The 19,812-nt window shown below is 67.3% G+C and carries 24 protein-coding genes and 1 pseudogene; 5 read left to right on the forward strand and 20 right to left on the reverse strand.

What is annotated here, in order from left to right; translation table 11 throughout:
- The first annotated feature begins 5 nt into the window (after window positions 1-5).
- Window positions 6-956 carry an aspartate carbamoyltransferase catalytic subunit gene (locus QP512_RS04675; RefSeq protein WP_164082423.1) on the forward strand — a complete coding sequence of 317 codons (951 nt, stop codon included), beginning with the start codon at window positions 6-8 and terminating at the stop codon, window positions 954-956.
- A gap of 98 nt (window positions 957-1,054) precedes the next feature.
- A pseudogene (locus QP512_RS04680) lies at window positions 1,055-1,507 on the forward strand (transposase); the annotation flags it as partial.
- A gap of 140 nt (window positions 1,508-1,647) precedes the next feature.
- Here the strand turns inward: QP512_RS04680 and QP512_RS04685 are convergent.
- The 16 genes from QP512_RS04685 to QP512_RS04760 form a co-directional block, all read right to left on the reverse strand.
- Window positions 1,648-2,442 (reverse strand): prolyl oligopeptidase family serine peptidase, encoded by a 795-nt coding sequence (locus QP512_RS04685; RefSeq protein WP_286071118.1) that lies wholly within the window; start codon window positions 2,440-2,442, stop codon window positions 1,648-1,650.
- A gap of 71 nt (window positions 2,443-2,513) precedes the next feature.
- Window positions 2,514-2,780, reverse strand: a complete 267-nt coding sequence (locus tag QP512_RS04690; protein ID WP_014036236.1) for a hypothetical protein — start codon at window positions 2,778-2,780, stop codon at window positions 2,514-2,516.
- A gap of 59 nt (window positions 2,781-2,839) precedes the next feature.
- Window positions 2,840-4,201: a magnesium transporter gene (mgtE, locus tag QP512_RS04695; RefSeq protein WP_008266103.1), complete on the reverse strand. Its 1,362-nt coding sequence runs from the start codon at window positions 4,199-4,201 to the stop codon at window positions 2,840-2,842.
- 167 nt (window positions 4,202-4,368) lie between these two features.
- The gene (gene ptsP, locus QP512_RS04700; RefSeq protein ID WP_164082420.1) at window positions 4,369-6,138 is read right to left on the reverse strand and encodes a phosphoenolpyruvate--protein phosphotransferase; all 1,770 of its coding nucleotides are present in this window, start codon (window positions 6,136-6,138) and stop codon (window positions 4,369-4,371) included.
- Between the two features lie 2 nt (window positions 6,139-6,140).
- Window positions 6,141-6,410, reverse strand: a complete 270-nt coding sequence (locus QP512_RS04705; RefSeq protein ID WP_005408385.1) for an HPr family phosphocarrier protein — start codon at window positions 6,408-6,410, stop codon at window positions 6,141-6,143.
- Complete coding sequence (locus tag QP512_RS04710; protein WP_164082419.1) at window positions 6,403-6,795, reverse strand: PTS fructose IIA subunit family protein; 393 nt, start codon at window positions 6,793-6,795, stop codon at window positions 6,403-6,405. The genes QP512_RS04705 and QP512_RS04710 overlap by 8 nt, the downstream gene beginning before the upstream one ends.
- 437 nt (window positions 6,796-7,232) lie before the next feature.
- Entirely contained in the window at window positions 7,233-8,117 is an 885-nt protein-coding gene (rapZ, locus tag QP512_RS04715; protein WP_164083653.1) for an RNase adapter RapZ, read from the reverse strand.
- 27 nt (window positions 8,118-8,144) lie between these two features.
- A complete protein-coding gene (hprK, locus tag QP512_RS04720; RefSeq protein WP_005408388.1) occupies window positions 8,145-9,095 on the reverse strand; it encodes an HPr(Ser) kinase/phosphatase in 951 nt (316 codons plus the stop codon).
- Window positions 9,092-9,544 (reverse strand): PTS sugar transporter subunit IIA, encoded by a 453-nt coding sequence (locus QP512_RS04725; protein ID WP_286071119.1) that lies wholly within the window; start codon window positions 9,542-9,544, stop codon window positions 9,092-9,094. Before QP512_RS04725 ends, hprK begins: the two co-directional genes overlap by 4 nt.
- Before the next feature lie 21 nt (window positions 9,545-9,565).
- A complete protein-coding gene (raiA, locus tag QP512_RS04730) occupies window positions 9,566-9,883 on the reverse strand; it encodes a ribosome-associated translation inhibitor RaiA (RefSeq protein WP_004147311.1) in 318 nt (105 codons plus the stop codon).
- Between the two features lie 58 nt (window positions 9,884-9,941).
- A complete protein-coding gene (locus QP512_RS04735; protein ID WP_286071120.1) occupies window positions 9,942-11,360 on the reverse strand; it encodes an RNA polymerase factor sigma-54 in 1,419 nt (472 codons plus the stop codon).
- A 40-nt stretch (window positions 11,361-11,400) separates the two neighbouring features.
- The gene (lptB, locus tag QP512_RS04740; RefSeq protein WP_005408391.1) at window positions 11,401-12,120 is read right to left on the reverse strand and encodes an LPS export ABC transporter ATP-binding protein; all 720 of its coding nucleotides are present in this window, start codon (window positions 12,118-12,120) and stop codon (window positions 11,401-11,403) included.
- Window positions 12,120-12,671 (reverse strand): lipopolysaccharide transport periplasmic protein LptA, encoded by a 552-nt coding sequence (lptA, locus tag QP512_RS04745; protein ID WP_164083650.1) that lies wholly within the window; start codon window positions 12,669-12,671, stop codon window positions 12,120-12,122. The genes lptB and lptA overlap by 1 nt, the downstream gene beginning before the upstream one ends.
- A gap of 99 nt (window positions 12,672-12,770) precedes the next feature.
- Window positions 12,771-13,346, reverse strand: a complete 576-nt coding sequence (gene lptC, locus QP512_RS04750; protein WP_286071121.1) for an LPS export ABC transporter periplasmic protein LptC — start codon at window positions 13,344-13,346, stop codon at window positions 12,771-12,773.
- The gene (locus tag QP512_RS04755; protein ID WP_286071122.1) at window positions 13,343-13,891 is read right to left on the reverse strand and encodes an HAD hydrolase family protein; all 549 of its coding nucleotides are present in this window, start codon (window positions 13,889-13,891) and stop codon (window positions 13,343-13,345) included. Before QP512_RS04755 ends, lptC begins: the two co-directional genes overlap by 4 nt.
- A 66-nt stretch (window positions 13,892-13,957) precedes the next feature.
- Window positions 13,958-14,959, reverse strand: coding sequence for a KpsF/GutQ family sugar-phosphate isomerase (locus QP512_RS04760; protein ID WP_286071123.1), 1,002 nt, complete (start codon window positions 14,957-14,959; stop codon window positions 13,958-13,960).
- 54 nt (window positions 14,960-15,013) lie between these two features.
- On the opposite strand from QP512_RS04760, the gene QP512_RS04765 reads away from it, so the two are divergent.
- From QP512_RS04765 to QP512_RS04775, 3 genes are read left to right on the forward strand one after another with little or no spacing between them, the layout of a single operon-like run.
- Window positions 15,014-15,244 (forward strand): BolA family protein, encoded by a 231-nt coding sequence (locus tag QP512_RS04765; RefSeq protein WP_005408396.1) that lies wholly within the window; start codon window positions 15,014-15,016, stop codon window positions 15,242-15,244.
- A 21-nt stretch (window positions 15,245-15,265) separates the two neighbouring features.
- Window positions 15,266-16,537: a UDP-N-acetylglucosamine 1-carboxyvinyltransferase gene (gene murA / locus QP512_RS04770; protein WP_286071124.1), complete on the forward strand. Its 1,272-nt coding sequence runs from the start codon at window positions 15,266-15,268 to the stop codon at window positions 16,535-16,537.
- Window positions 16,534-16,851, forward strand: coding sequence for an EF-hand domain-containing protein (locus QP512_RS04775; RefSeq protein ID WP_286071125.1), 318 nt, complete (start codon window positions 16,534-16,536; stop codon window positions 16,849-16,851). The genes murA and QP512_RS04775 overlap by 4 nt, the downstream gene beginning before the upstream one ends.
- Window positions 16,852-16,887: 36 nt before the next feature.
- Here QP512_RS04775 and QP512_RS04780 read toward each other — a convergent pair whose 3' ends face one another.
- From QP512_RS04780 to QP512_RS04795, 4 genes are all read right to left on the reverse strand, one after another.
- Window positions 16,888-17,571, reverse strand: a complete 684-nt coding sequence (locus tag QP512_RS04780; RefSeq protein WP_286071126.1) for a DUF3108 domain-containing protein — start codon at window positions 17,569-17,571, stop codon at window positions 16,888-16,890.
- Window positions 17,572-17,573: 2 nt separating this feature from the next.
- Window positions 17,574-18,401: a DUF3108 domain-containing protein gene (locus tag QP512_RS04785; RefSeq protein WP_286071127.1), complete on the reverse strand. Its 828-nt coding sequence runs from the start codon at window positions 18,399-18,401 to the stop codon at window positions 17,574-17,576.
- Window positions 18,402-18,468: 67 nt separating this feature from the next.
- Complete coding sequence (gene purN, locus QP512_RS04790; protein ID WP_286071128.1) at window positions 18,469-19,128, reverse strand: phosphoribosylglycinamide formyltransferase; 660 nt, start codon at window positions 19,126-19,128, stop codon at window positions 18,469-18,471.
- Complete coding sequence (locus QP512_RS04795; RefSeq protein ID WP_286071129.1) at window positions 19,128-19,787, reverse strand: DUF2238 domain-containing protein; 660 nt, start codon at window positions 19,785-19,787, stop codon at window positions 19,128-19,130. The genes purN and QP512_RS04795 overlap by 1 nt, the downstream gene beginning before the upstream one ends.
- Window positions 19,788-19,812 lie beyond the last annotated feature (25 nt).

Raw genomic sequence — 19,812 nt, forward strand, 5'->3', positions numbered from 1 at the left:
CCGCCATGACCGCCCAGCAAATCGATGCCTCCGGACGCCTGCGCCATCTGCTGACCCTGGAGGGCCTGCCGCGCGAAACCCTGCTGCAGCTGCTCGACCGCGCCGGGCAGATCCGCGATGCTGCGGTCGGCCGCGTCGGCAACAAGCGCCACGTTCTGGGCGGTTCGGCGGTATGCACGCTGTTCTTCGAACCGTCCACCCGCACCCGCAGTTCGTTCCAGCTGGCCGCGCAGCGCCTGGGCGCCGACGTGCTGAACTTCGATGCCTCGACCTCGTCCACGCGCAAGGGCGAAACCGCCTGCGACACGCTGCGCAACCTGGAAGCGATGGGCGTGCGCGGTTTCGTCGTGCGCCATCCCGATGACGGTGCCGTGGCCGCACTGGCCGACGCGGCGGGCGAGGGCACTGCGCTGATCAACGCCGGTGACGGCCGCAGTTCGCACCCGACCCAGGGCCTGCTGGACATGCTGACCCTGCGCCAGGCCAAGGGCCCGGATTTCTCGAAGCTGAAGGTGGTGATCGTCGGCGACGTGAAGCACTCGCGCGTGGCCCGCACCGACCTGCACGCGCTGCGCACGCTGGGCGTGGGCGAGATCCGCGTGTGCGGCCCGCAGTCGCTGCTGCCGGACGACGAGACGCTGAAGGGCTGCGTGGTCGGCGATGATTTCGATGCGATGCTGGAAGGCGTCGACGCGTTGATGATGCTGCGCCTGCAACGCGAGCGCATGGAAGAAGGCCTGGTGCCGTCGCTGGAGCAGTACCACGCTCAGTACGGCCTGACCAATGAGCGCCTGGCACGTGCCGGCAAGGATGCGGCGGTGCTGCACCCGGGCCCGATCAACCGCGGCGTGGAAGTGACCGACGAGGTGGCCGACGGCCCGCAGTCGTGGGTGCTGCGCCAGGTCGCCAACGGCGTCGCCGTGCGCATGGCCGTGCTGGAAACCCTGCTGGGCTGATCGCTCTGGTGGGTGCCAACCTTGGTTGGCACTGGCCTACCCGGGCGAAGGTGAATTCCTGATGTCCAGCGAACATGCGCCCGCCCATGCTGTTCTGCATGAACAGCACCCGTCTCCTGCTAGGCCGTCATTCCAGTATCGGCCAGAGCTACATCCTCACCACGAACGTGCATGACCGGGCGGCTCTGTTCGCCAATGACGCCGTTGCGGTTACCGCCATCCAGCAGTTCCAGCGTCTGGATCTGGAAGGTCTGACCCATTCGATCGCCTACGTGGTCATGCCGGATCACATCCACTGGTTGATGCAGCTGCGCGCTGCATCGCTCGACGTTGTCATGAAGCGCTTCACGTCGCGTACGGCGGTGTACACAAACAGGGTACTGGGCAGGGTGGGGCGCTTCTGGCAGTCCTGCTATCACGATCACGCGATCCGCTCTGATGAATCGCTGTTCCGGCACGCAATGTATGTGATGGCGAATCCGATCAGGGCGGGGCTGGCAACGCAGCTTGGCGAGTACCCGCATGCGTGGTGTGAGTGGGAACTCGAGGGTTCCTGTGCCAAGGCGGAGTTCATGGGGCGGACAGATAGTGCCAACCAAGGTTGGCACCCACCGAAAGCAGGTTCCAACCTTAGTGGGTACCTACCCAAACCAGGCTCCAACCTTGGTGGGCAACCACCGGACGTTGTGGTTCAACGCTTCTGCTTGAACAGCCAATCCCACACCGCCGGGTCCGCGTAGGTGGCATCCCAGGCGTTGTGGTTGCCTTCCGGGTACTCGGTATAGCGCACGTCAGGTGCGTTGACGCCCTGGAAGGCCGCGTACAGCCTGCGATCGTCCTCCGGTGGGACCACGTCATCCAGTGCGCCGTGGAAGATCCAGATCGGGGTGTGCCGCAGGCGCTGGGCGATGACCGCATACGGGTCGGCTTCGTGGGCCACCTGCTCGACGAACAGGGTCGGTCGCCTCGAGCGCGGTGCGAACACGGCACCGCATACCGGCACGATCGCAGCAAAGCGACGTGGATCGTCCAGTGCGATGTTCCAGCTGCCGTAGCCGCCCATCGACATGCCGGTCAGGTACTGGCGTGCCGGATCGGCATCGAACTCGGCAATGGCGGCATCCAGCGCGGCCACGGCCATGCGGTTGTTGCGACCGCTCCACTCTGAATGCCGGGGAGCCTGCGGGAACACCACCAGCGCAGGGAAGTCGGGGTGCTCGCGCAGGTAAGGGCCCAGTCCCGCGTACGTCTGCTTGACGCCATCGCCGCCGCGCTCGCCCGAGCCGTGCAGGAACAGCACGACCGGCAGCGAGCCCGGCGTGCGCGCCGATGCCGCCGGAATGAACACCTGGTAGTAGGCCGTTTCGCCATCCACCTTCACTGCGCGGGCCTCGAAGCGTCCGCGCGCGCTGTCCGGCAGCGAGGCACAGCCCGTCATCATCAGAAAGGCCAGCATCGGCAGCCAGCGTGACATCGAACGGACCATGGGCGTTTCCGAGGCGGTAGGGTCACCCGCATCGTAGCCCGGCGTGGGTCAACGCAGCATCATGCGCCGCGTCACTCCGGCCGCGGAAAACTGGCGATGATGTCCAGCTGCTCCTGTGCTTCGGCATTGCCGTCGGCAGCGGCGGCCTGCACCTGCGCGATGTCCGGGTGCAGCACCACCAGCAGCGGGTTCTCGCAGACCGGGCAGTCGTACTCGGTGGCGTCCTCGTCCAGCTCCATTTCCATGGCGCGCGAGCTGCCCTTCCATTCACAGGCCGGGCAGGTGTGCTGCTGATCGCGCCAGCCGGGTTGGAAGTAGTTTTCGATCGTGGTTGCCATAGGGATTCAGTTGGGGACGGGTCAGAGCCCCGCGTTGCGCGGATCCGACCCTGCAGGGATCAGTGCAGCAGCACCAGAGTGGCCAGGCCTAGGAAGGTGAAGAAGCCCATCGAGTCGGTCACGGCGGTCAGGAAGATGCCGCTGGCCAGCGCTGGGTCGAAGCCGAAGCGTTTCAGCGTCAACGGCACCAGCACGCCCGCCAAGGCAGCGAACAGGAGGTTGCAGGTCAATGCGATGGCAATCACCGCGGACAACCCGGGCGAGTGGAACCAGGCCAGCACGATCAGCCCCAGCACCGAACCCAGCATCACGCCGTTCAGCAGCGCGACCCGCACTTCCTTCCACAGCAGGGTGCGGGCGTTGGAGGCGCCCACCTGACCCAGCGCCAGGCCGCGCACCATCAGTGCCAGCACCTGGGTACCGGCGTTGCCGCCGAGGCCGGCGACGATCGGCATCAGCACCGCCAGCGCCACCAGTTTGTCGATCGTGCCTTCGAAATGGCCGACCACGCTGGAGGCCAGGAAGGCCGTGCACAGGTTGACCGACAGCCACATCAGGCGGCGACGCATCGCGCGCCAGACCGGGCTGAACAGATCCTCGTCCTCGTCCAGACCGGCGGCGCCGAGCGCCTGGTGCTCGGCCTGGCCGCGGATGATGTCGACCACGTCATCGATGGTGATGCGGCCGATCAGGATGTTGTTGTCATCCACCACCGGCGCGGAGATCCAGTCATGGTCGGAGAACTGGCGGGCGACTTCCTGGTCGCTTTCGCCGACGTCGATGGCCGGCTGCTCGTCGTCGATCAGGCGGTTGATCGGGGTGGTGTCCTCGTGGGTTACCAGTGCTGCCAGCGACACCCGGCCGAGGTACTGGTGGCGGCGGCTGACCACGAACAGGTGGTCGGTGTGGTCCGGCAGTTCACCGCGCAGGCGCAGGTAGCGCAGCACCACGTCGACGTTGACGTCGGCGCGCACGGTCACCACGTCCGGGTTCATCAGGCGGCCGGCGCTGTCCTCGGGATAGGACAGCACCTGTTCCAGGCGCTCGCGGTTCTCGCGGTCCATCGACTTGAGGACCTCGTCGATGACCGTGTCCGGCAGGTCCTCGACCAGGTCGGCCAGATCGTCGATGTCCAGGTCTTCGACCGCAGCGATGATCTCGTCCGGGTCCATGTCGGCGAGCAGGCTTTCGCGCACGTCCTCGCCGACGTGGACCAGCACCTCACCGTCATCTTCCGGATCGACCAGGCCCCACACCACCTCGCGCTTGCCCGGCGGCAGCGACTCGAGCAGGTTGCCGATCTCGGCCGGGGCCAGGGTGTTGACCAGGCGACGCACCGGGCCCAGCCGGCCGCTGTCCAGTGCATCGGACAACATCCGCAGTTGGCGCGCAGTCTTGTCGTGGCGTACAGCTTCAGCCATCGCAGCTCCCGCGGGGATAAGAAAAGCCGCGATCCCGGCAAGGATGCGGCAACAGGGGTGTTCAGCGCGTCATTATCGCAAGGGGATGTTTCAACGCATAGCCGCCGGGCAAAGGGGTCAGATCCCTTTTCCTGCGGCAAAGGGATCTGACCCCGCCAGACCGCGCGTCAGGGCGTATCGGCTACCAGCGCCAGCCAGCGCTCGATGGCGCGGCGGTCGCGCGCGGCCAGCAGCTTGGGTGCGCGCGTGCGCAATGTCGCCAGGTCGGCCTCGCGGATGGCGCGGCGAACCTCCAGCAGCGTGCCCGGGTGCAGGCTGAATTCGGTCAGGCCCAGTGCCAGCAGCAGCGGTGTCATCCGCGCATCGCCGGCCATCTCGCCGCAGACCGCCACCGGGATGCGATGCCGCGCGCCGGTCTCGATCACCATCTGCAGCAGCCGCAGCACCGCCGGGTGCAACGGCGAATACAACTCACCCAGCGCTTCGTTGTTGCGGTCGGCCGCCAGCAGGTACTGCACCAGGTCGTTGGTGCCGATCGACAGGAAGTCGACCAGGTCGATGAAGCTCTCCAGCGCCAGTGCAGCGGCCGGGACTTCGATCATCGCGCCCAGTGGCACGTGGTCGGATACCAGGTGGCCTTCGCTGCGCAGCTGTTCGGTCAGCTTGAGCATGCGCCGGCGCACTGCCAGCAGTTCCTCGCGGGTGCTGACCATCGGCACCAGCACCCGCAGCTTGCCGTAGGCCGAGGCACGCAGGATCGCACGCAGCTGGGTGTCGGCCACCTTCGGTCGCGCCAGCGACAGGCGCACGCCGCGCAGGCCCAATGCGGGATTCTCCTCGTTGCTCAGGGTCAGGCCGGTGCGATCAGCCTTGTCCGCACCCAGGTCCAGGGTGCGGATGGTGACCGGTCGCCCGCTCATGCCCAGGGCGGCATCGCGGTAGGTCTGGAACTGCTCTTCTTCGTCGGGCAGCTCGTTGCGCTGCAGGAACAGGAATTCGGTGCGGTACAGGCCCAGGCCGTGGGCGCCCAGCGCATGCGCCTGTGTCACATCCTCCAGCGATTCGGCATTGGCCAGCAGGGCGATGTCGACCTGGTCGCGGGTGCGGCTGGGCTTGCTGCGCAGGCGGCCAAGCTCGCGCTGTTCGCGCGCGTGTTCCTTCAATCGCGCGCGGTAGTCGCGCAGATTGTCGGCCTGCGGATTGGCGGTGATGCTGCCGTCGGCGCCATCGATGATCAGCACGTCGCCGTCGGCAACGCGGCTGAGCAGCTGCGGCACGTTGACGATCAAGGGCAGATGCAGGCTGCGCGCGAGGATCGCGCTGTGCGACAGCGCGCTGCCGGCGGCGGTGACGATGCCGACCACGCCCTGTGCCTGCAGCTGGGCCAGTTCCGAAGGTGCGATGTTGTCGCAGACCAGGATTTCCCCGGCCAGGCCCTTGACCGCAGGTGGGCGCTCGGGCTGCAGGAAGGCATGGATGCGGCCGATCACATGGTCGAGGTCGTCCATGCGGCTTTTCAGGTAGGCATCGTCCATGCCGTCGAAGACCTTGGCCAGCCGGTCGCGCTGCAGGCGCAACGCGTAGCCGGCGCTGTACGGACCGCTGCGGATCAGCTCATCCAGGCCATACAGCAGCTCGGGATCATCCAGCAGCAGCGCGTGCAGGTCGAGGAACTCGCCCACTTCCTGGTTCAGTGCACCGTGCAGGCGCTGGCGCAGCTCGTGCATTTCCGTGCGTGCGGCATCCACCGCCCGGTGCAGGCGGGCCAGTTCGGCCTCGATCTGGTTGGCGGCAACGCGCTGCTCGGCCACTTCCAGTGCATGCGGCAGGCGCACGCGGGCGCGGCCCATTGCCGTGCCGCGGGCGGCACCATGGCCGGCCAGCAGCAGTACCGGCCGTTGGCCGGAAGGGGGCTGGCCGGCGCGTGCGCGTGGCACGCTCAGCTGTCCTCGTCGAAACGGCGTTCGAACAGGCCGACCACCGCCTCCATCGCGGCAGCTTCGTCCTCGCCGTTGATGCGCACGGTGACCGGAGTGCCCTGGCCGGCGGCCAGCAGCATCACGCCCATGATGCTCTTGGCGTTGATCTCACGGCCCTTGGCGGCCATGGTCACGTTGCAGCGGAACGGCGCCAGGGTCTGCACCAGTTTGGCGGTGGCCCGGGCATGCAGGCCCAGGCGGTTGCTCACGGTGAGTTCTCGTTCAAGCATCGTCGACTATCGCTCCATTACGGGTACCCGCCGCGGCTGTGGCAGGCAGTTGATCCAGTCCCTGTTCCGGATAATTCATCACCCGCAGCAACATCGGCAGGCTCAGCGCCGACACCCGGCGAACCGGGGTCCCCAGCCGGGCCAGCTGCCCGGCGAGGTTGGCGGGGCTGGCGCCGTACAGGTCGGTCAGGATCAGCACACCTTCACCGCCATCGACCCGCCGCAGCGCGGCCGAGGCAAGCGGGAGAAGAGCGTCCAGGTCTGCGTCGAACGGTACTTCGAAAGCTTCGGTTTTCAGCGGCAGATGCCGCAGGAGCCGGGTCGCCACGTCAAGCAGGGCGGTCCCGACCCCGGGATGTGTTACGAGGAGAATGCCACAGGTCATTACTGCACGTTAACAGGTCAAGGTGAATTGGCGATAGCAGCAGGAGAGGGGCACTGTGTCCCGTATTCAGCGTTGCCAGGGTCAGAGCCCTTTTTCTCTGGAAAAGGGATCCGACCCCATGCGTTTTTCGATGCCTGACCGGGACTCATCCACGCATGGCGTGGATCTGCCGTGTCGACCAAGGTCGACACCCGCCAACAGCAGCACACAATAGCGTCCCGACAGATCGCAGGAATCTGTCGAAGGCGGGGTGGGTCAGCAAGCGGGGGGGGGGGAGCCGCATGGATGCGGCGACCGAGCTTACAGGGACGTACTTGCAGCGTCCCCCGCTTGCTGACGCACCCCGTCACCCGGGGAATGCCGGCTTTTGACGTTGCTTCAGTCGAGCATGGCTCGACTCTACAGCGGGTGCCGGGCGCAGCCCGGCCGACCCCCTCTCAATCCTGTTCGCGGTGGTACGTGGCCACGTCTTCCCAGCCCATCTCGCGGGCATGCCGAGCCAGGCGCTCGGCCAGGAACACCGAGCGGTGCTTGCCGCCGGTGCAGCCGAACGCCACGGTCACGTAGCTGCGGGTGCCATCGCCCAGCTTCGGCAGCCAGGTATCAAGGAAGTCCATCAGCTGGGCCAGGTAGCGCTGCACATCCGGCTGCGCTTCCAGGTAATCGCGCACGCCGGGTTCGCGCCCGCTCAGCGCCCGCAGGTCCGGATCCCAGTGCGGATTGGGCAGCACCCGCGCGTCGAACACGAAGTCCGCTTCGGCCGGCACGCCGCGCTTGTAGGCGAACGATTCGAACAGCAGCGACAGGCCAGTGGCATGGTCCATTGCGAACTCGGTGATGATCCGCCGCCGCAGCTGGTGCACGTTGAGGCTGCTGGTGTCGATCACCGCATCGGCCTCGCGGCGCAGCGGTGCGGTCAACTCGCGTTCGCGGGCGATGGCTTCGGGCAGGGACAGCCCCAGCTGGCTCAGCGGATGGCGACGGCGGGTGTCGGCGTAGCGCTTGAGCAGCGTCTCGTCGCTGGCTTCGAAGAACAGCACCTTCACGTCCACGCCGGCGTCGGCGGCCAGCTGCCGCCATTCCCCCAGCTGGCTCAGGTCGGCCTGGCCGCGCACATCGATGCCTACCGCCAACCGGCGCGGCGCGGCGCCGCCGTGATGGGCCAGCAGGCTGCGCACGAAGTCCGGAAGCAGGTTGATCGGCAGATTGTCCGAGCAGTAGTAGTCCTGGTCCTCGAAGGTCTTCAGGGCGACGGATTTACCCGAGCCGGACAGGCCGCTGACGATCATCAGGGTCGGGGCGGAGGGGGTGACGGTGCTCATGGACAGGCTCTTCGAAGGGCAGGGGAATCAGGGTGTTCGCCGTTCCAGCAGGTTGCTGTGGCGGGCGATGAACATCGCCGCCGGGTCGATGCCCTTGGTACGCAGGATATGCAGGCGGGTGGCCGCTTCGGTCAGCACGGCCAGGTTGCGGCCGGGCATCACCGGCAGCGTGATCAGCGGCACGTCCAGGTCCAGCACATGGCGGGTGCCCGAATCGCCGGTCAGGCGCTCGTAGCCATGCGGGGTGGGTTCGGTCATCGGCTTGGTCAGGTGGACGATCAGCCGAAGGTACTTGTTCTTCTTTACAGCCGTGTCGCCGAACATCTCGCGCACGTTCAACACGCCCAGGCCGCGCACTTCCAGCAGGTCCTGCAGCAGTTCGGGGCAGGTGCCGTCGAGCACGTCGGGTGCGATCTGGGTGAACTCGGGCGCATCGTCGGCCACCAGGCGATGGCCACGACTGAGCAGCTCCAGCGCCAGCTCGCTCTTGCCCGATCCGGCCTCGCCGGTGATCAGCACGCCGATGGAGTAGATCTCCATGAACACGCCATGCAGGATCACCCGCGGCGCCAGCGTGCGCGCCAGGTGGTAGGACAGGTGGTTGAGCAGTTCGTGGCCCCGCTTGGGCGAGAGCCACAACGGGGTGCCGGATTCATCGGCGGCGGCGCGCAGGTCTTCCGGGCACGCCTGGTTGCGGGTCAGCACCAGCGCCAGCGGATGCGACTGCATGATCTTTTCGATGGTCTCCCAACGCTGGCGCGGTTCCAGCGCATCCAGCCAGGACAGTTCCTCGGTACCGAGGATCTGCACCTTGTTGGGATAGATCGCATTGAGGTAGCCGGCCAGCGAGGGGCGCCGCGAGACCGTATTGCCGGCCTCCAGCTCGCGCTTCTCGCCGGATTTGCCGGCAGCCCAGCGCAGGCCCAGCCGCTCGCGCTGCTGTTCGAACAGTTCACGGGCGGTGATGCTGGTATTCATGCGGCACTCGCAGGCGGGGTCATGTCCAGCGCTTCGCGCAGGGCCCGCGCGTCGCCGGCCTGGCGTAGTGCCTGGCGGATGTCCGGAGCGGAAAACAATTCGGCCAGCTCGGACAGCAGCATCAGGTGCTGGTGGGTGTAGTGGGCGGGAACGGCCATCGCGAACACCAGGTCCACCGGCTCGTCGCCACCGAAGTCGACCGGGGTGGCCAATCGCAGCAGGGCGCCCCGCGGGCGCTCCAGGGTCGGCGCGCGGCCGTGGGGAATGGCGATACCGTGGCCGATCGCGGTGCTGCCCAGCGCTTCGCGCTGGCACAGGTTCAGATAGATCTGTTCGGCGTTGGCCTGGCGGCAGGCCAGCAACCCGGCGGCGGCCTGCAGGACGCTGTCGCGGTCGGTGGCCGTGCAGAGCTGGGTCTGCACGGCCGCCAGGAGGTCAGTCAGGGGCATGTCTGCGGGGAACAGTGGCGATCAGCCACCATTGTCGCCCACCGGCAGCGGTGCGTGCTGCTGTTTTTTCTCCTTGTGCTTGATCACCAGACGGTCAAGCTTGTCCGCAAGCAGGTCGATCGCGGCATACATGGTCTGGGCATTGGCCTCGGCATGCAGGGTCTGGCCGGGAATGTTGAGGCTGGCGTCGACGTGGTGTTCGGTCTTCTGCAGCTTGAGGGTCACCCGCGCTTCGCAGTGCTGGTCGAAGTGTTTGCCGATCCGGGCCAGCTTCTCCTCTACATACGACTGCAGGGCCGGGGTGACTTCGACATCTTTGCCAAACGTTTCGATGCGCATCGGGTTTCTCCTGTGTTCGGATGTGCCAATGAACCTCTCCGCCGGGCGCGGCGGCGCGTCAAGCGATTCTGACCCTTTCGTGCGAGGCGGAAATGTTCATGGCTTCACGATACTTCGCCACGGTGCGTCGCGCTACTGGAATTCCCGACGATTTGAGCAGGTCAGCCAGCTTGGCGTCAGAAAGCGGCTTGCGCGGGTTTTCGTCGTCGATCAGGCGCCGGATCATCGCCTGGATGGCCGTGCTGGACGCCTCGCCTCCGCCCTCGGTATCGATGCCGGAGGCGAAGAAGGCGCGCAGCGGCAGGGTGCCGCGCGGGGTACGCACGTGCTTGCGGGCGATCGCGCGCGACACCGTGGATTCATGCAGGCCGAGCTCGGCGGCGATCTCGCGCAGGGTCAGCGGGCGCAGGGCCTGTTCGCCGAACTCCAGGAAGCCCGACTGCTGCAGGATCAGGCTGCGGACCACCCGCAGCAGGGTCTCGCCGCGCTGCTGCAGGCCCTTCAGCAGCCAGCGCGCTTCCTGCAGCTGGGCCCGCAGGTAGCCTGCATCGGCGTCGCCGCAGCGGCGGATCAGTTGTTCGTAGCCACGATGGATCACCACCCTGGGCCCGGCGTGCGCGGCCAGCGCTGCGCGCCAGACGCCGTTCTGGCGCCACACCACTACGTCCGGTACCACGTAGGTGTCCTGCGACAGTGGCGCGATCTGCGTGCCGGGGCGCGGGTCCAGCGAGCGCAGCAGTGCGACGGCAGTCACGACCTCGTCCAGCGGCTGCTTCAGCTCATGCGCGAGCCCGGCGACGCCGCTGCGTGGCAACCGCTCCAGCGGTCCTGCGGCAATCTGTCGCGCCAGCAGCAGGCCCGGCGTTTCGTCGGCCAGCACGTCCAGCTGCAGCTGCAGGCATTCGCCCAGCGTGCGTGCGGCCACACCCACTGGATCGAAACGCTGGATGCGATGCAGCACCGCGAGGATCTCGTCCTCGCCGGCGTGGATCGCCGGCAACAGGGTTTCGGCGATGGTGGCCAGCGGTTCGCGCAGGTAGCCGTCATCGTCCAGTGCATCGATCAGTGCCGCGCCGATGCTGCGGTCACGCGCGGACAGATGCGACAGGTGCAGCTGCCACAGCAGATGGTCGGCCAGCGTTTCGGTTTCGGCCACGCGCTCGGCAGCGCTGCCGGTATCGTCGTCATCATCGAAGCTGCCACCGCTGCCAGCCGCACTCCAGTCCAGTTCGGCCGGCGCCCAGTCGTCGCCTTCGCTGCGTTCTGCGGGCGCTTCGTTGTCGTTGCCATCGCCGCCTTCATTGACGGCGCTGCTGTCGTTGCTGTCGGCCCAGTCCAGCAGTGGGTTGCTCTCCACTGCCTGCGCGATCTCCAGCTCCAGCTCGGTGGTGGACATCTGCAGCAGCTTGATCGCCTGCTGCAGCTGGGGCGTGAGCACCAGGTGCTGTCCCAACGATGTCTGCAGCCGAGTCTTCATGCCTGTGCCGAAAGGAAGGAAAGGGACCCGCCGACTGCGGTCACAGCTTGAAGGAATCTCCAAGGTAGACCCGACGCACGTCGGCATTGTCCAGGATCGCCTCCGGCGAACCCTGGGCCAGCACGCTGCCCTCGGCGAGGATATACGCGCGGTCGCAGATACCCAAGGTTTCGCGTACGTTGTGGTCGGTGATGAGCACGCCGATGCCGCGCTGTTTGAGATGGGTGACGATGCGCTGGATCTCGCCGACCGAAATCGGATCGACGCCGGCAAACGGTTCGTCGAGCAGGATCAGGCGCGGCTGCGCCGCCAGGGCGCGGGCGATCTCGCAGCGGCGGCGTTCGCCACCGGACAGGCTGGCGCCGAGCTGGTCGGCGACATGACCCAGCTGCAGTTCGTCCAGCAGCCCGTTCAACTCGCGCTCGCGGCCGGCCGAATCCAGGTCCTCGCGCAGTTCCAGCACCAGCCGGATGTTGTCGGCCACGGTCAGCTTGCGGAACACCGAGGGTTCCTGCGGCAGGTAGCCCACGCCCTGCTTGGCACGGGTGTACATCGGGTCGCCGGTGATGTCCTTGCCGTCGAGCACGATGCTGCCGGCATCGGCAGCCACCAGGCCGACGATCATGTAGAAGCAGGTGGTCTTGCCGGCACCATTGGGACCGAGCAGGCCGACCACTTCGCCGGCATCGAGGGTAAGCCCGAAGTCCTTGACGACTTCGCGCTGCTTGTACTTCTTGCGCAGGCCCTTGGCGACGAGCATTACTTCTTGCTCCCGGCCGGCTGTGCCGGCGTGGCGGCCTTGGGCTGTGCTGCCGGTGCAGCCGGGGTCTTGTTCTTCGGCGGGATGACGGTGCGCACGCGGCTGCCGTCACCACCGGAGTTCATCTCGCCGGTGCGGGTGTTGTAGACCATGCGCTGGCCGGCATTGGTGCCGCGCGCGCTGGTGACCTTGTAGTTGCCGGTCAGGGTGATGATCTCGGTCTTGATGTCGTAGTCGATGCGATCAGCCAGCGCGTCCATCCAGGTGCCGTCATCGAGCTGCTGCTTCATCTTGGCCTGCTTGCCGGTGAAGACCGCACGCACGGGCTCGCCGTCCTTGAGGTAGATCTCGGCCTCGGACGAGCGCAGGTCCAGCGTGCCCTGGGTGATGATCACGCCCTGCGACAGCACGGTCTTGCCGTCGCCGGTGAGCATGCCCGACTGGGCGCCGGAATCGATGTGCATGTCTTCGTTGCGGTCGGTGGACTTGGCGAAGGCGGCGCCGGGAACAAGCAGTCCGAGCGCGAGTACTGCGGCAAAGGGAATCTTCATCGGGGTCCGTTCTACCGGTGAGGGCCACCCGGCGAACCGGGGGCGGGCGGGGCTGCCGGCCTTGCGCCTGTCCGGAGACGTCGCAGGCTGGTGGCGGAATCAGTGCTTGGGCGTGTAACGACCCTTGGACTGGCTGAGGAAATGATACGTGTTGTTCTTCGAATCCACTTCGAAGCCGACGCCGGACTGCTCCATGCCCGGGCGGGTCATGGTCACGAGGGCATCGGTGCGGGCGCGGTTCTCTTTCGGGAACACATCCAGGTGGTCGGTGCGGAAGGTGGTCGGCACCACGCCGGGGCCGGCCGGGCTGTCGCCGGCAACCTTGCCGCGCAGCTTCATTTCGTCGCCCTTGGCGCTGAGCCAGCCGGTCTCGGCACGCAGCGTCCAGTGCCGGCCATCCTTGTCGGGCATCTCGAACAGCGGGGTGGCGATGTTGATGGTCTGGTCACCGCGCTGGCGCTCCAGCAGCGGCGCGCGCAGCGTGGTCGATTCCTTGCCCTGCTCGTCGAGGGCGACGATCTGGAAGTCGTGCAGGACGTAGTCCACGCCGACTTCCTGGCCACCCTTGGCCGGCCCCTTGTCGCGGTTGCGCAGCGCCGCCCAGCTGCTCAGCAGGGCGGCCAGCAGCAGGCCGATGCCGAGCACGGTGCGCCAGTTCAGTGCAGGCAGGTTCATGCGCCGAACCTCGCCAGCACCGCATCCACGCGGCCCTGGGCGGCCAGCAGCACGTCGCACAGCTCGCGCGCGGCACCACGGCCGCCCTCGGCGCGGGTCTGCCAGTGCACGCGTTCGGCGATCCACGGATGGGCATTGGCCGGGGCGACGGCCAGGCCGACCGCGCCCAGCGGGCCCAGGTCGGGCAGGTCGTCGCCCATGAACGCCACCTGTTCCAGGCCGATGCCGTGCTGCGCGCACAGGGCCTGCACGCTGGCCAGCTTGTCGCCCACGGCGATCTGGGTATCGATGCCGAGGTCGGCGCCGCGCTTGAGCGCGGACTGGCTGTTGCGCGCGGTGATCAGCACCGGATGGATGCCGTGCTGCTGCAGCAGTTTCAGGCCCAGACCGTCCTGCACGAAGTACGCCTTGCTCTCGTTGCCGTCCTTGTCGTAGTACAGCCGACCGTCGGTGAGGGTGCCGTCCACGTCGAAGCAGGCCAGGCGGATACGGGCCGCGGCGGCATGCAGGTGGGCGGGGAAGGCGGGCAGGGGGGACCAGGGCATCAGGGCGGCAGGCTCGTTGGGGGCGGGTGCGGCGTTACAGACTGAATGGGGTCTATGGACTCTCGGTTAAACCACCCGGGCCCGCAACAGGTCATGAATGTTCAGGGCGCCGACCGCGCGGCCGTGGCCATCGACCACGATCAGGCCATTGATTTTCTGGGTTTCCATCTGCCGGGCGGCCTCCACGGCCAGCTGGTCGGCACCGATGGTGCGCGGGTTGCGGGTCATCACGTCGGCGATCTTCGCGGTGCGCACGTCCAGCGCACTGTCCAGCGCGCGGCGCAGGTCGCCGTCGGTGAACAGGCCGATCAATACGCCGTCGGCGTCGACCACGGCGGTCATGCCCAGCCGCTTGCGGCTCATTTCCACCAGCGCTTCGCTGAGGCTGGCGTCGGCGGCCACGCGGGGCAGGTCATCGCCGGTATGCATCACGTCGGTGATATGCAGCAGCAGGCGGCGGCCGAGGCTGCCAGCCGGGTGTGAACGGGCGAAGTCATCGGCGGTGAAGCCACGTGCGTCAAGCAGGGCCACGGCCAGCGCATCGCCCATCGCCAGCGAGGCGGTGGTGCTGGAGGTGGGCGCCAGCGCCAGCGGGCAGGCCTCGGCCGGCACGCTCACGTCCAGGTGGACGTCGGCGGCGGCAGCCAGGCTGGACTGCGCACGGCCGGTCATGGAGATCAGCACGTTGCCCTGGCGCTTGAGCACCGGCAGCAGCATCAGCACTTCGTCCGATTCTCCGGAATAGGACAGGGCCAGCACCACGTCGTCCTCGGTGATCATGCCCAGGTCGCCGTGGCCGGCTTCGCCCGGGTGCACGTAGAACGCGGGCGTGCCCGTGGAGGCCAGGGTGGCGGCGATCTTGCGCGCGATATGCCCGGACTTGCCCATGCCGGTGGCGACCACCCGGCCGCGGCTGGCCAGGATCGCCTGGCAGGCCTGCTGGAAGGCCTCGCCGAGGCGGTCGGCCACGGCATCCAGCGCCTGCCGCTCGATCTCGAAGACGCGGCGGCCGCTGGCGACCAGGCCGGCAGGGTCGACGGAACGGGGGGGCAACAGGGATTCGGCCATGCGGACGCCACGCAGCGGAAGTAGAATGGAGGCACATTTTATTAGGAAAGCCCGTTGGACGCCGACACCATCCGCAATCTGATCGAAACCGGCCTGCCCGGCGCCCGCGCCGACGTGCAGGGCGACGATGGCGTGCATTTCGAAGCGACCGTGGTCTGCGAGGCCTTCGCCGGCAAGATGCCGCTGGCCCGCCACCGCATGGTGTATGCCACCCTGGGCGACCTGATGGGCGGCGCGATCCACGCGCTGGCGCTGAAAACCGTGACCCCGGCCGAAGCCGGCTGAACCGCAGAAGATCCCGAATACATGGCCAAGATCGTTGTGACCGGCGGCGCTGCGCTGCACGGTGAAGTGAGCATCTCCGGCGCCAAGAACGCCGTCCTCCCCATTCTCTGCGCGACCCTGCTGGCTGATGCGCCGGTGGAGATCACCAACGTGCCGCACCTGCACGACGTGGTCACCACGGTGAAGCTGCTGGGCGAACTGGGCGCGAACGTCACCATCGACCAGGGCACGCTGTCGCGCGGCAGCGCGATCGTGGTCGACCCGCGCCCGGTGAACCAGCACGTGGCACCGTATGAGCTGGTCAAGACCATGCGCGCCTCGATCCTGGTGCTGGGCCCGCTGCTGGCCCGCTTCGGCGCCGCAGAAGTGTCGCTGCCGGGCGGCTGCGCGATCGGCTCGCGCCCGGTCGACCAGCACATCAAGGGCCTGCAGGCGCTGGGTGCCGAGATCGTGGTCGAGAATGGCTTCATCAAGGCCACCGCCAAGCGGCTGAAGGGTGGGCACTTCACCTTCGACATGGTCAGCGTCACCGGCACCGAGAACGTGCTGATGGGCGCGGTGCTGGCTGAAGGCACCACCATCCTCGACAACTGTGCGATGGAACCGGAAGTGACCGATCTGGCGCACTGCCTGATCGCGCTGGGCGCGAAGATCGAAGGCCTGGGCACCGCCCGCCTGGTGATCGAAGGCGTCGAGCGGCTGTCCGGTGGCCGCCACGAAGTGCTGCCCGACCGCATCGAGACCGGCACCTTCCTGGTGGCCGCAGCGATGACCGGCGGCAAGGTCACCGTCAACCGCGCGCGCCCGAACACCATGGATGCCGTGCTGTCCAAGCTGGTCGAGGCCGGTGCCAAGATCGACACCACCGAAGACACCATTACCCTGGACATGCAGGGCAAGCGGCCGAAGGCGGTGAACCTGACCACTGCGCCGTACCCGGCGTTCCCGACCGACATGCAGGCGCAGTTCATGGCGCTCAACTGCGTGGCCGACGGCGTGGGCGTGATCAACGAAACGATCTTCGAGAACCGTTTCATGCACGTCAACGAACTGCTGCGCCTGGGCGCGGACATCCAGGTCGAAGGCCACACCGCCATCGTGCGTGGCAGTGAGCACCTGAGCGGTGCACCGGTGATGGCCACCGACCTGCGTGCGTCGGCGTCGCTGATCCTGGCCGGCCTGATGGCTGACGGTGACACCACCATCGACCGCATCTACCACCTTGACCGTGGCTACGAGAACATCGAAGAGAAGCTGTCTTCGCTCGGCGCCACCATCCGGCGCGTGCCATGATCCTGCGCGGGAAATTCAGCCCGCGTCGCAAGGCGCTGCTGGCGCTGGTGCTGATCGTGCTGGCGTGGCTGGGCTATGCCTGGTACGCCAACATCGCCATCACCCAGGGCATCGAGCAGAAGGACATGGACTGGAACGGCGACGGTACGGTCACGCGTGACGAGATCATCGAGTCGTTCTATGCGGTTGCGGTGAACGACAGCCAGGACGGCAACCGCCATTGCCGTACCTTCGTCTGGCGCAGCACCGGCGAGCAGATCCGCGTGGACTGCCGTACCGAGTTCAAGGCGGCCGAAGCGGAAGAGAAGAAATAAGAAAACGCCCGCGCAAGCGGGCGTTTTTCTGTGGGGTCAGTTCATCGCCTTGATGGTCAGGTCCAGCGCATCGCGGCCGCCCTCACGCTGCAGCATCCGCGCCGGCACCGGGAAGTCCGGCACGATCCAGGCGATCAGCTCCTTGTTGCCGTCGGCACGCGAGACCTTGGTGGCCTCGTAGCTCTTGCCACCCACGGTGATCGATTCCTTGCCGATCACGCGGTAGGTCATGTTCTTGATCCGGCCCTCGTCGACCATGCGGTAGGTCAGCGGCTTGCCGGCGGCCAGGTCGCGGGCGATCGCCAGGTTGATCAGCAGGGCATCCATGTCGCCGGTCTTCAACGCGATCGGTCCTGCGCGGTCCGGCTTGATGTCACCGGTCCAGGTGGCCTGGTTGCTAGTCCAGTTGTAGTTGGCCTGCACGTTGCGCTTCTTCACCAGCAGGGCCGAACGGTCCTGGCTGCTGAGCGGGCGCAGCTGGCCACGCACTTCCTCGAACACGGTGCTCTGGCTCAGGTCGGCCAGCTGGTTCTTCACCTGCAGCGTATAGCGCCACTTGTTGGCCCCTTCGCTGCTCAGCGTCATGCTGCCGTTGGCCTGCATGCCCATGTAGCTGGCCAGGTAATCGGCCTTGAACGGTTCCAGCGCCATCGCCGGCAGGCTTGCCACGGTCAGCGCGGCAGCGGCGATCCAGGTGAGGGGACGGGTCAGGGTGCTCATGCTCAGACTCCTTGGTATTCGATCAGGCGCAGGTCGACGCGGTCTTCGCCGTCTTCGCGTTGCAGGATGCGCACCGGGGTGGGGACACCGTTGGCGATCCAGAGGATGGTTTCGTTGTTGCCGCCGTTGGTCCGGTAGACCCGCAGCGCGTTGTAGGACAGGTCGCCGACCTCGACGTTCTCGGTCTGCGGTGCGGCCTGGTAGTCATGCTGGCGGACCTTGCCCATGTCCACGTAGCGGTAATGCATGGTGGCGCCCGGGCGGGCGTCGCGCATGATTGCCAGGTTGATCAGCAGCGCGCTCTGGTCACCGGGCTGCAGCGGGATCGGCTGCGCGCGTTCCTTCTTGACGTCACCGGTCCACTGCGCGGTACCGGCCTGCCAGTTGTAGGTGCCGACGGCCTTCTTGCCGAGGAACAGGCCCTTGCGCACGGTGCTCTGGCTCAACGGCGCATAGGTGGCACCGCGCTCCTCGAACACGGTGCTCTGTTCGATGTTCAGGCCCAGCACGCTGGCGAAGCCACGGCGGCCGACCACCTGCATGTCCACCCGCCACTGGCTGCCGCCGGTGTGGGTGACCTGCATGCTGGCATCACCGGCCTCCTTGCCCTTGTAGAAGGCCTGGTAGGTGGCGGTGAACGGCTGCAGCGGCGGCGGCTCCCAGGCCAGCGCCGGCAACAACGGCGCGCTCGGCTCGTTCGGCGGCAGCGCAGCGGGTGCCGGCGGCGGCGCCGGCGACGCAGCGGGCGCCTGTGGCTGGCCCCAGCCCACGCCGGGGAGCACGGCAAGCGACAGCAGCAATGAAGTGGACAGCAGTGTCGTGGTCTTCATGAAGGACAGGGACCGCAGGAGGAGGCAGGATGCCAGCCCCGCAGTCAGCGGGGCGTGTGCAAAGGCGTTACCGGTTCAGGTTTCCGGCGGAATCTAGGGCCAACGGGCTAAACAGGGGGTGACCGTCCAGCCAGGGCTGTCCTTCCCGTTCAGCCAGGCGACCCGCGCAGAGCAGCTGCAGGGTGGCGATCAGCAGCGGGTGTTCCACCGCCAGCACGCGCTCGGCCAGGGCCTGCGCGTCGTCGCCGGTCCGTACGGGCACCCGCGCCTGTGCCAGTACCGCGCCGGCGTCCAGCTCCGGCACCACCAGGTGCACGCTGGCACCGTGTTCGGCGTCACCGGCCTCCAGCGCCCGGGCGTGCGTATCCAGGCCCTTGTGCAGTGGCAGCAGCGACGGATGGATGTTGACCAGGCGGCCATCAAAGCGCTGCACGAAGGCCGCGCCGAGGATGCGCATGTAGCCGGCGCAGACGATCCAGTCCGGCCGTACTGCTGCCAGCGCGTCGCCAAGAGCCAGCTCGTAGGCGGCGCGGTCGCTGAATTCCTTCGGCGCATGTGCCCAGCGCAGGCCCGGATCGACGCGTTGCAGTGCCTCGGCAGCGGGGCGGTCGGAGAACACGCCGACCACCTCGGCCTGCAGGCGGCCGCTGCCGATTGCGTCGAGGATGGCCTGCAGGTTGCTGCCGCGGCCCGAGGCAAGCACGGCGATACGGGTGGAGGTATTCATTACGGGGAACTCCGGCGGACCAGCGGCCAGATCAGCAGGCTGCCGACGGTGGCCATCAACATGTCGGCGTGCGCGTCCCACATGTCACCCTGCTGGCCGTTGTAGGCCTCGGCGGCATCCGGCGACAGCGCCATCGCGATACCCCACTCGAACCACTCGTAGACCAGGCTGGCGCACATCACCGTCATCACCGCCAGGGTGAAGGCCTGGCCCAGGCGCAGCGCCGGCCATGCATGGCGCGCCAGCTGCAGCAGCGCCGGGGTGAAGCAGACGCCGAACAGGAAGTGGATGAGGCGGTCGAAATGGTTGCGCTGCCAGCCGAATGCCGCGTTGGGCGACCATCCGGTCAGCGCCTGCGCCCACGCGTCGTAGGGCACGTTGGAGTACAGCCAGCGCGCCGCCACGCAGTGCAGGGCGATGAAGCCACAGATGGCGATGAAAGCGCCGTTGCCCAGCCAGCCACCGCGACGGTCGACCCACAGCAGCGCGGCCAGGCCGATCACGGTCAGGGTGCTGTGCAGGGCTTGTTCGGTCGGCCACAGCGGCTGCACCCAGCTGAGCGCAAACACGGCCAGCACGGCGCTGAAAGCCAGCTTCTTCGGGCCCGAGAAACGGTAGCGGGTGGGTGAGGCGGTCGTTGGGAGGGCAGGCGAGGACATGTCGGGGCGATCTGGGAAGGGCGGG

The organism is Stenotrophomonas sp. 57 (assembly GCF_030291075.1).
GTDB lineage: Bacteria > Pseudomonadota > Gammaproteobacteria > Xanthomonadales > Xanthomonadaceae > Stenotrophomonas.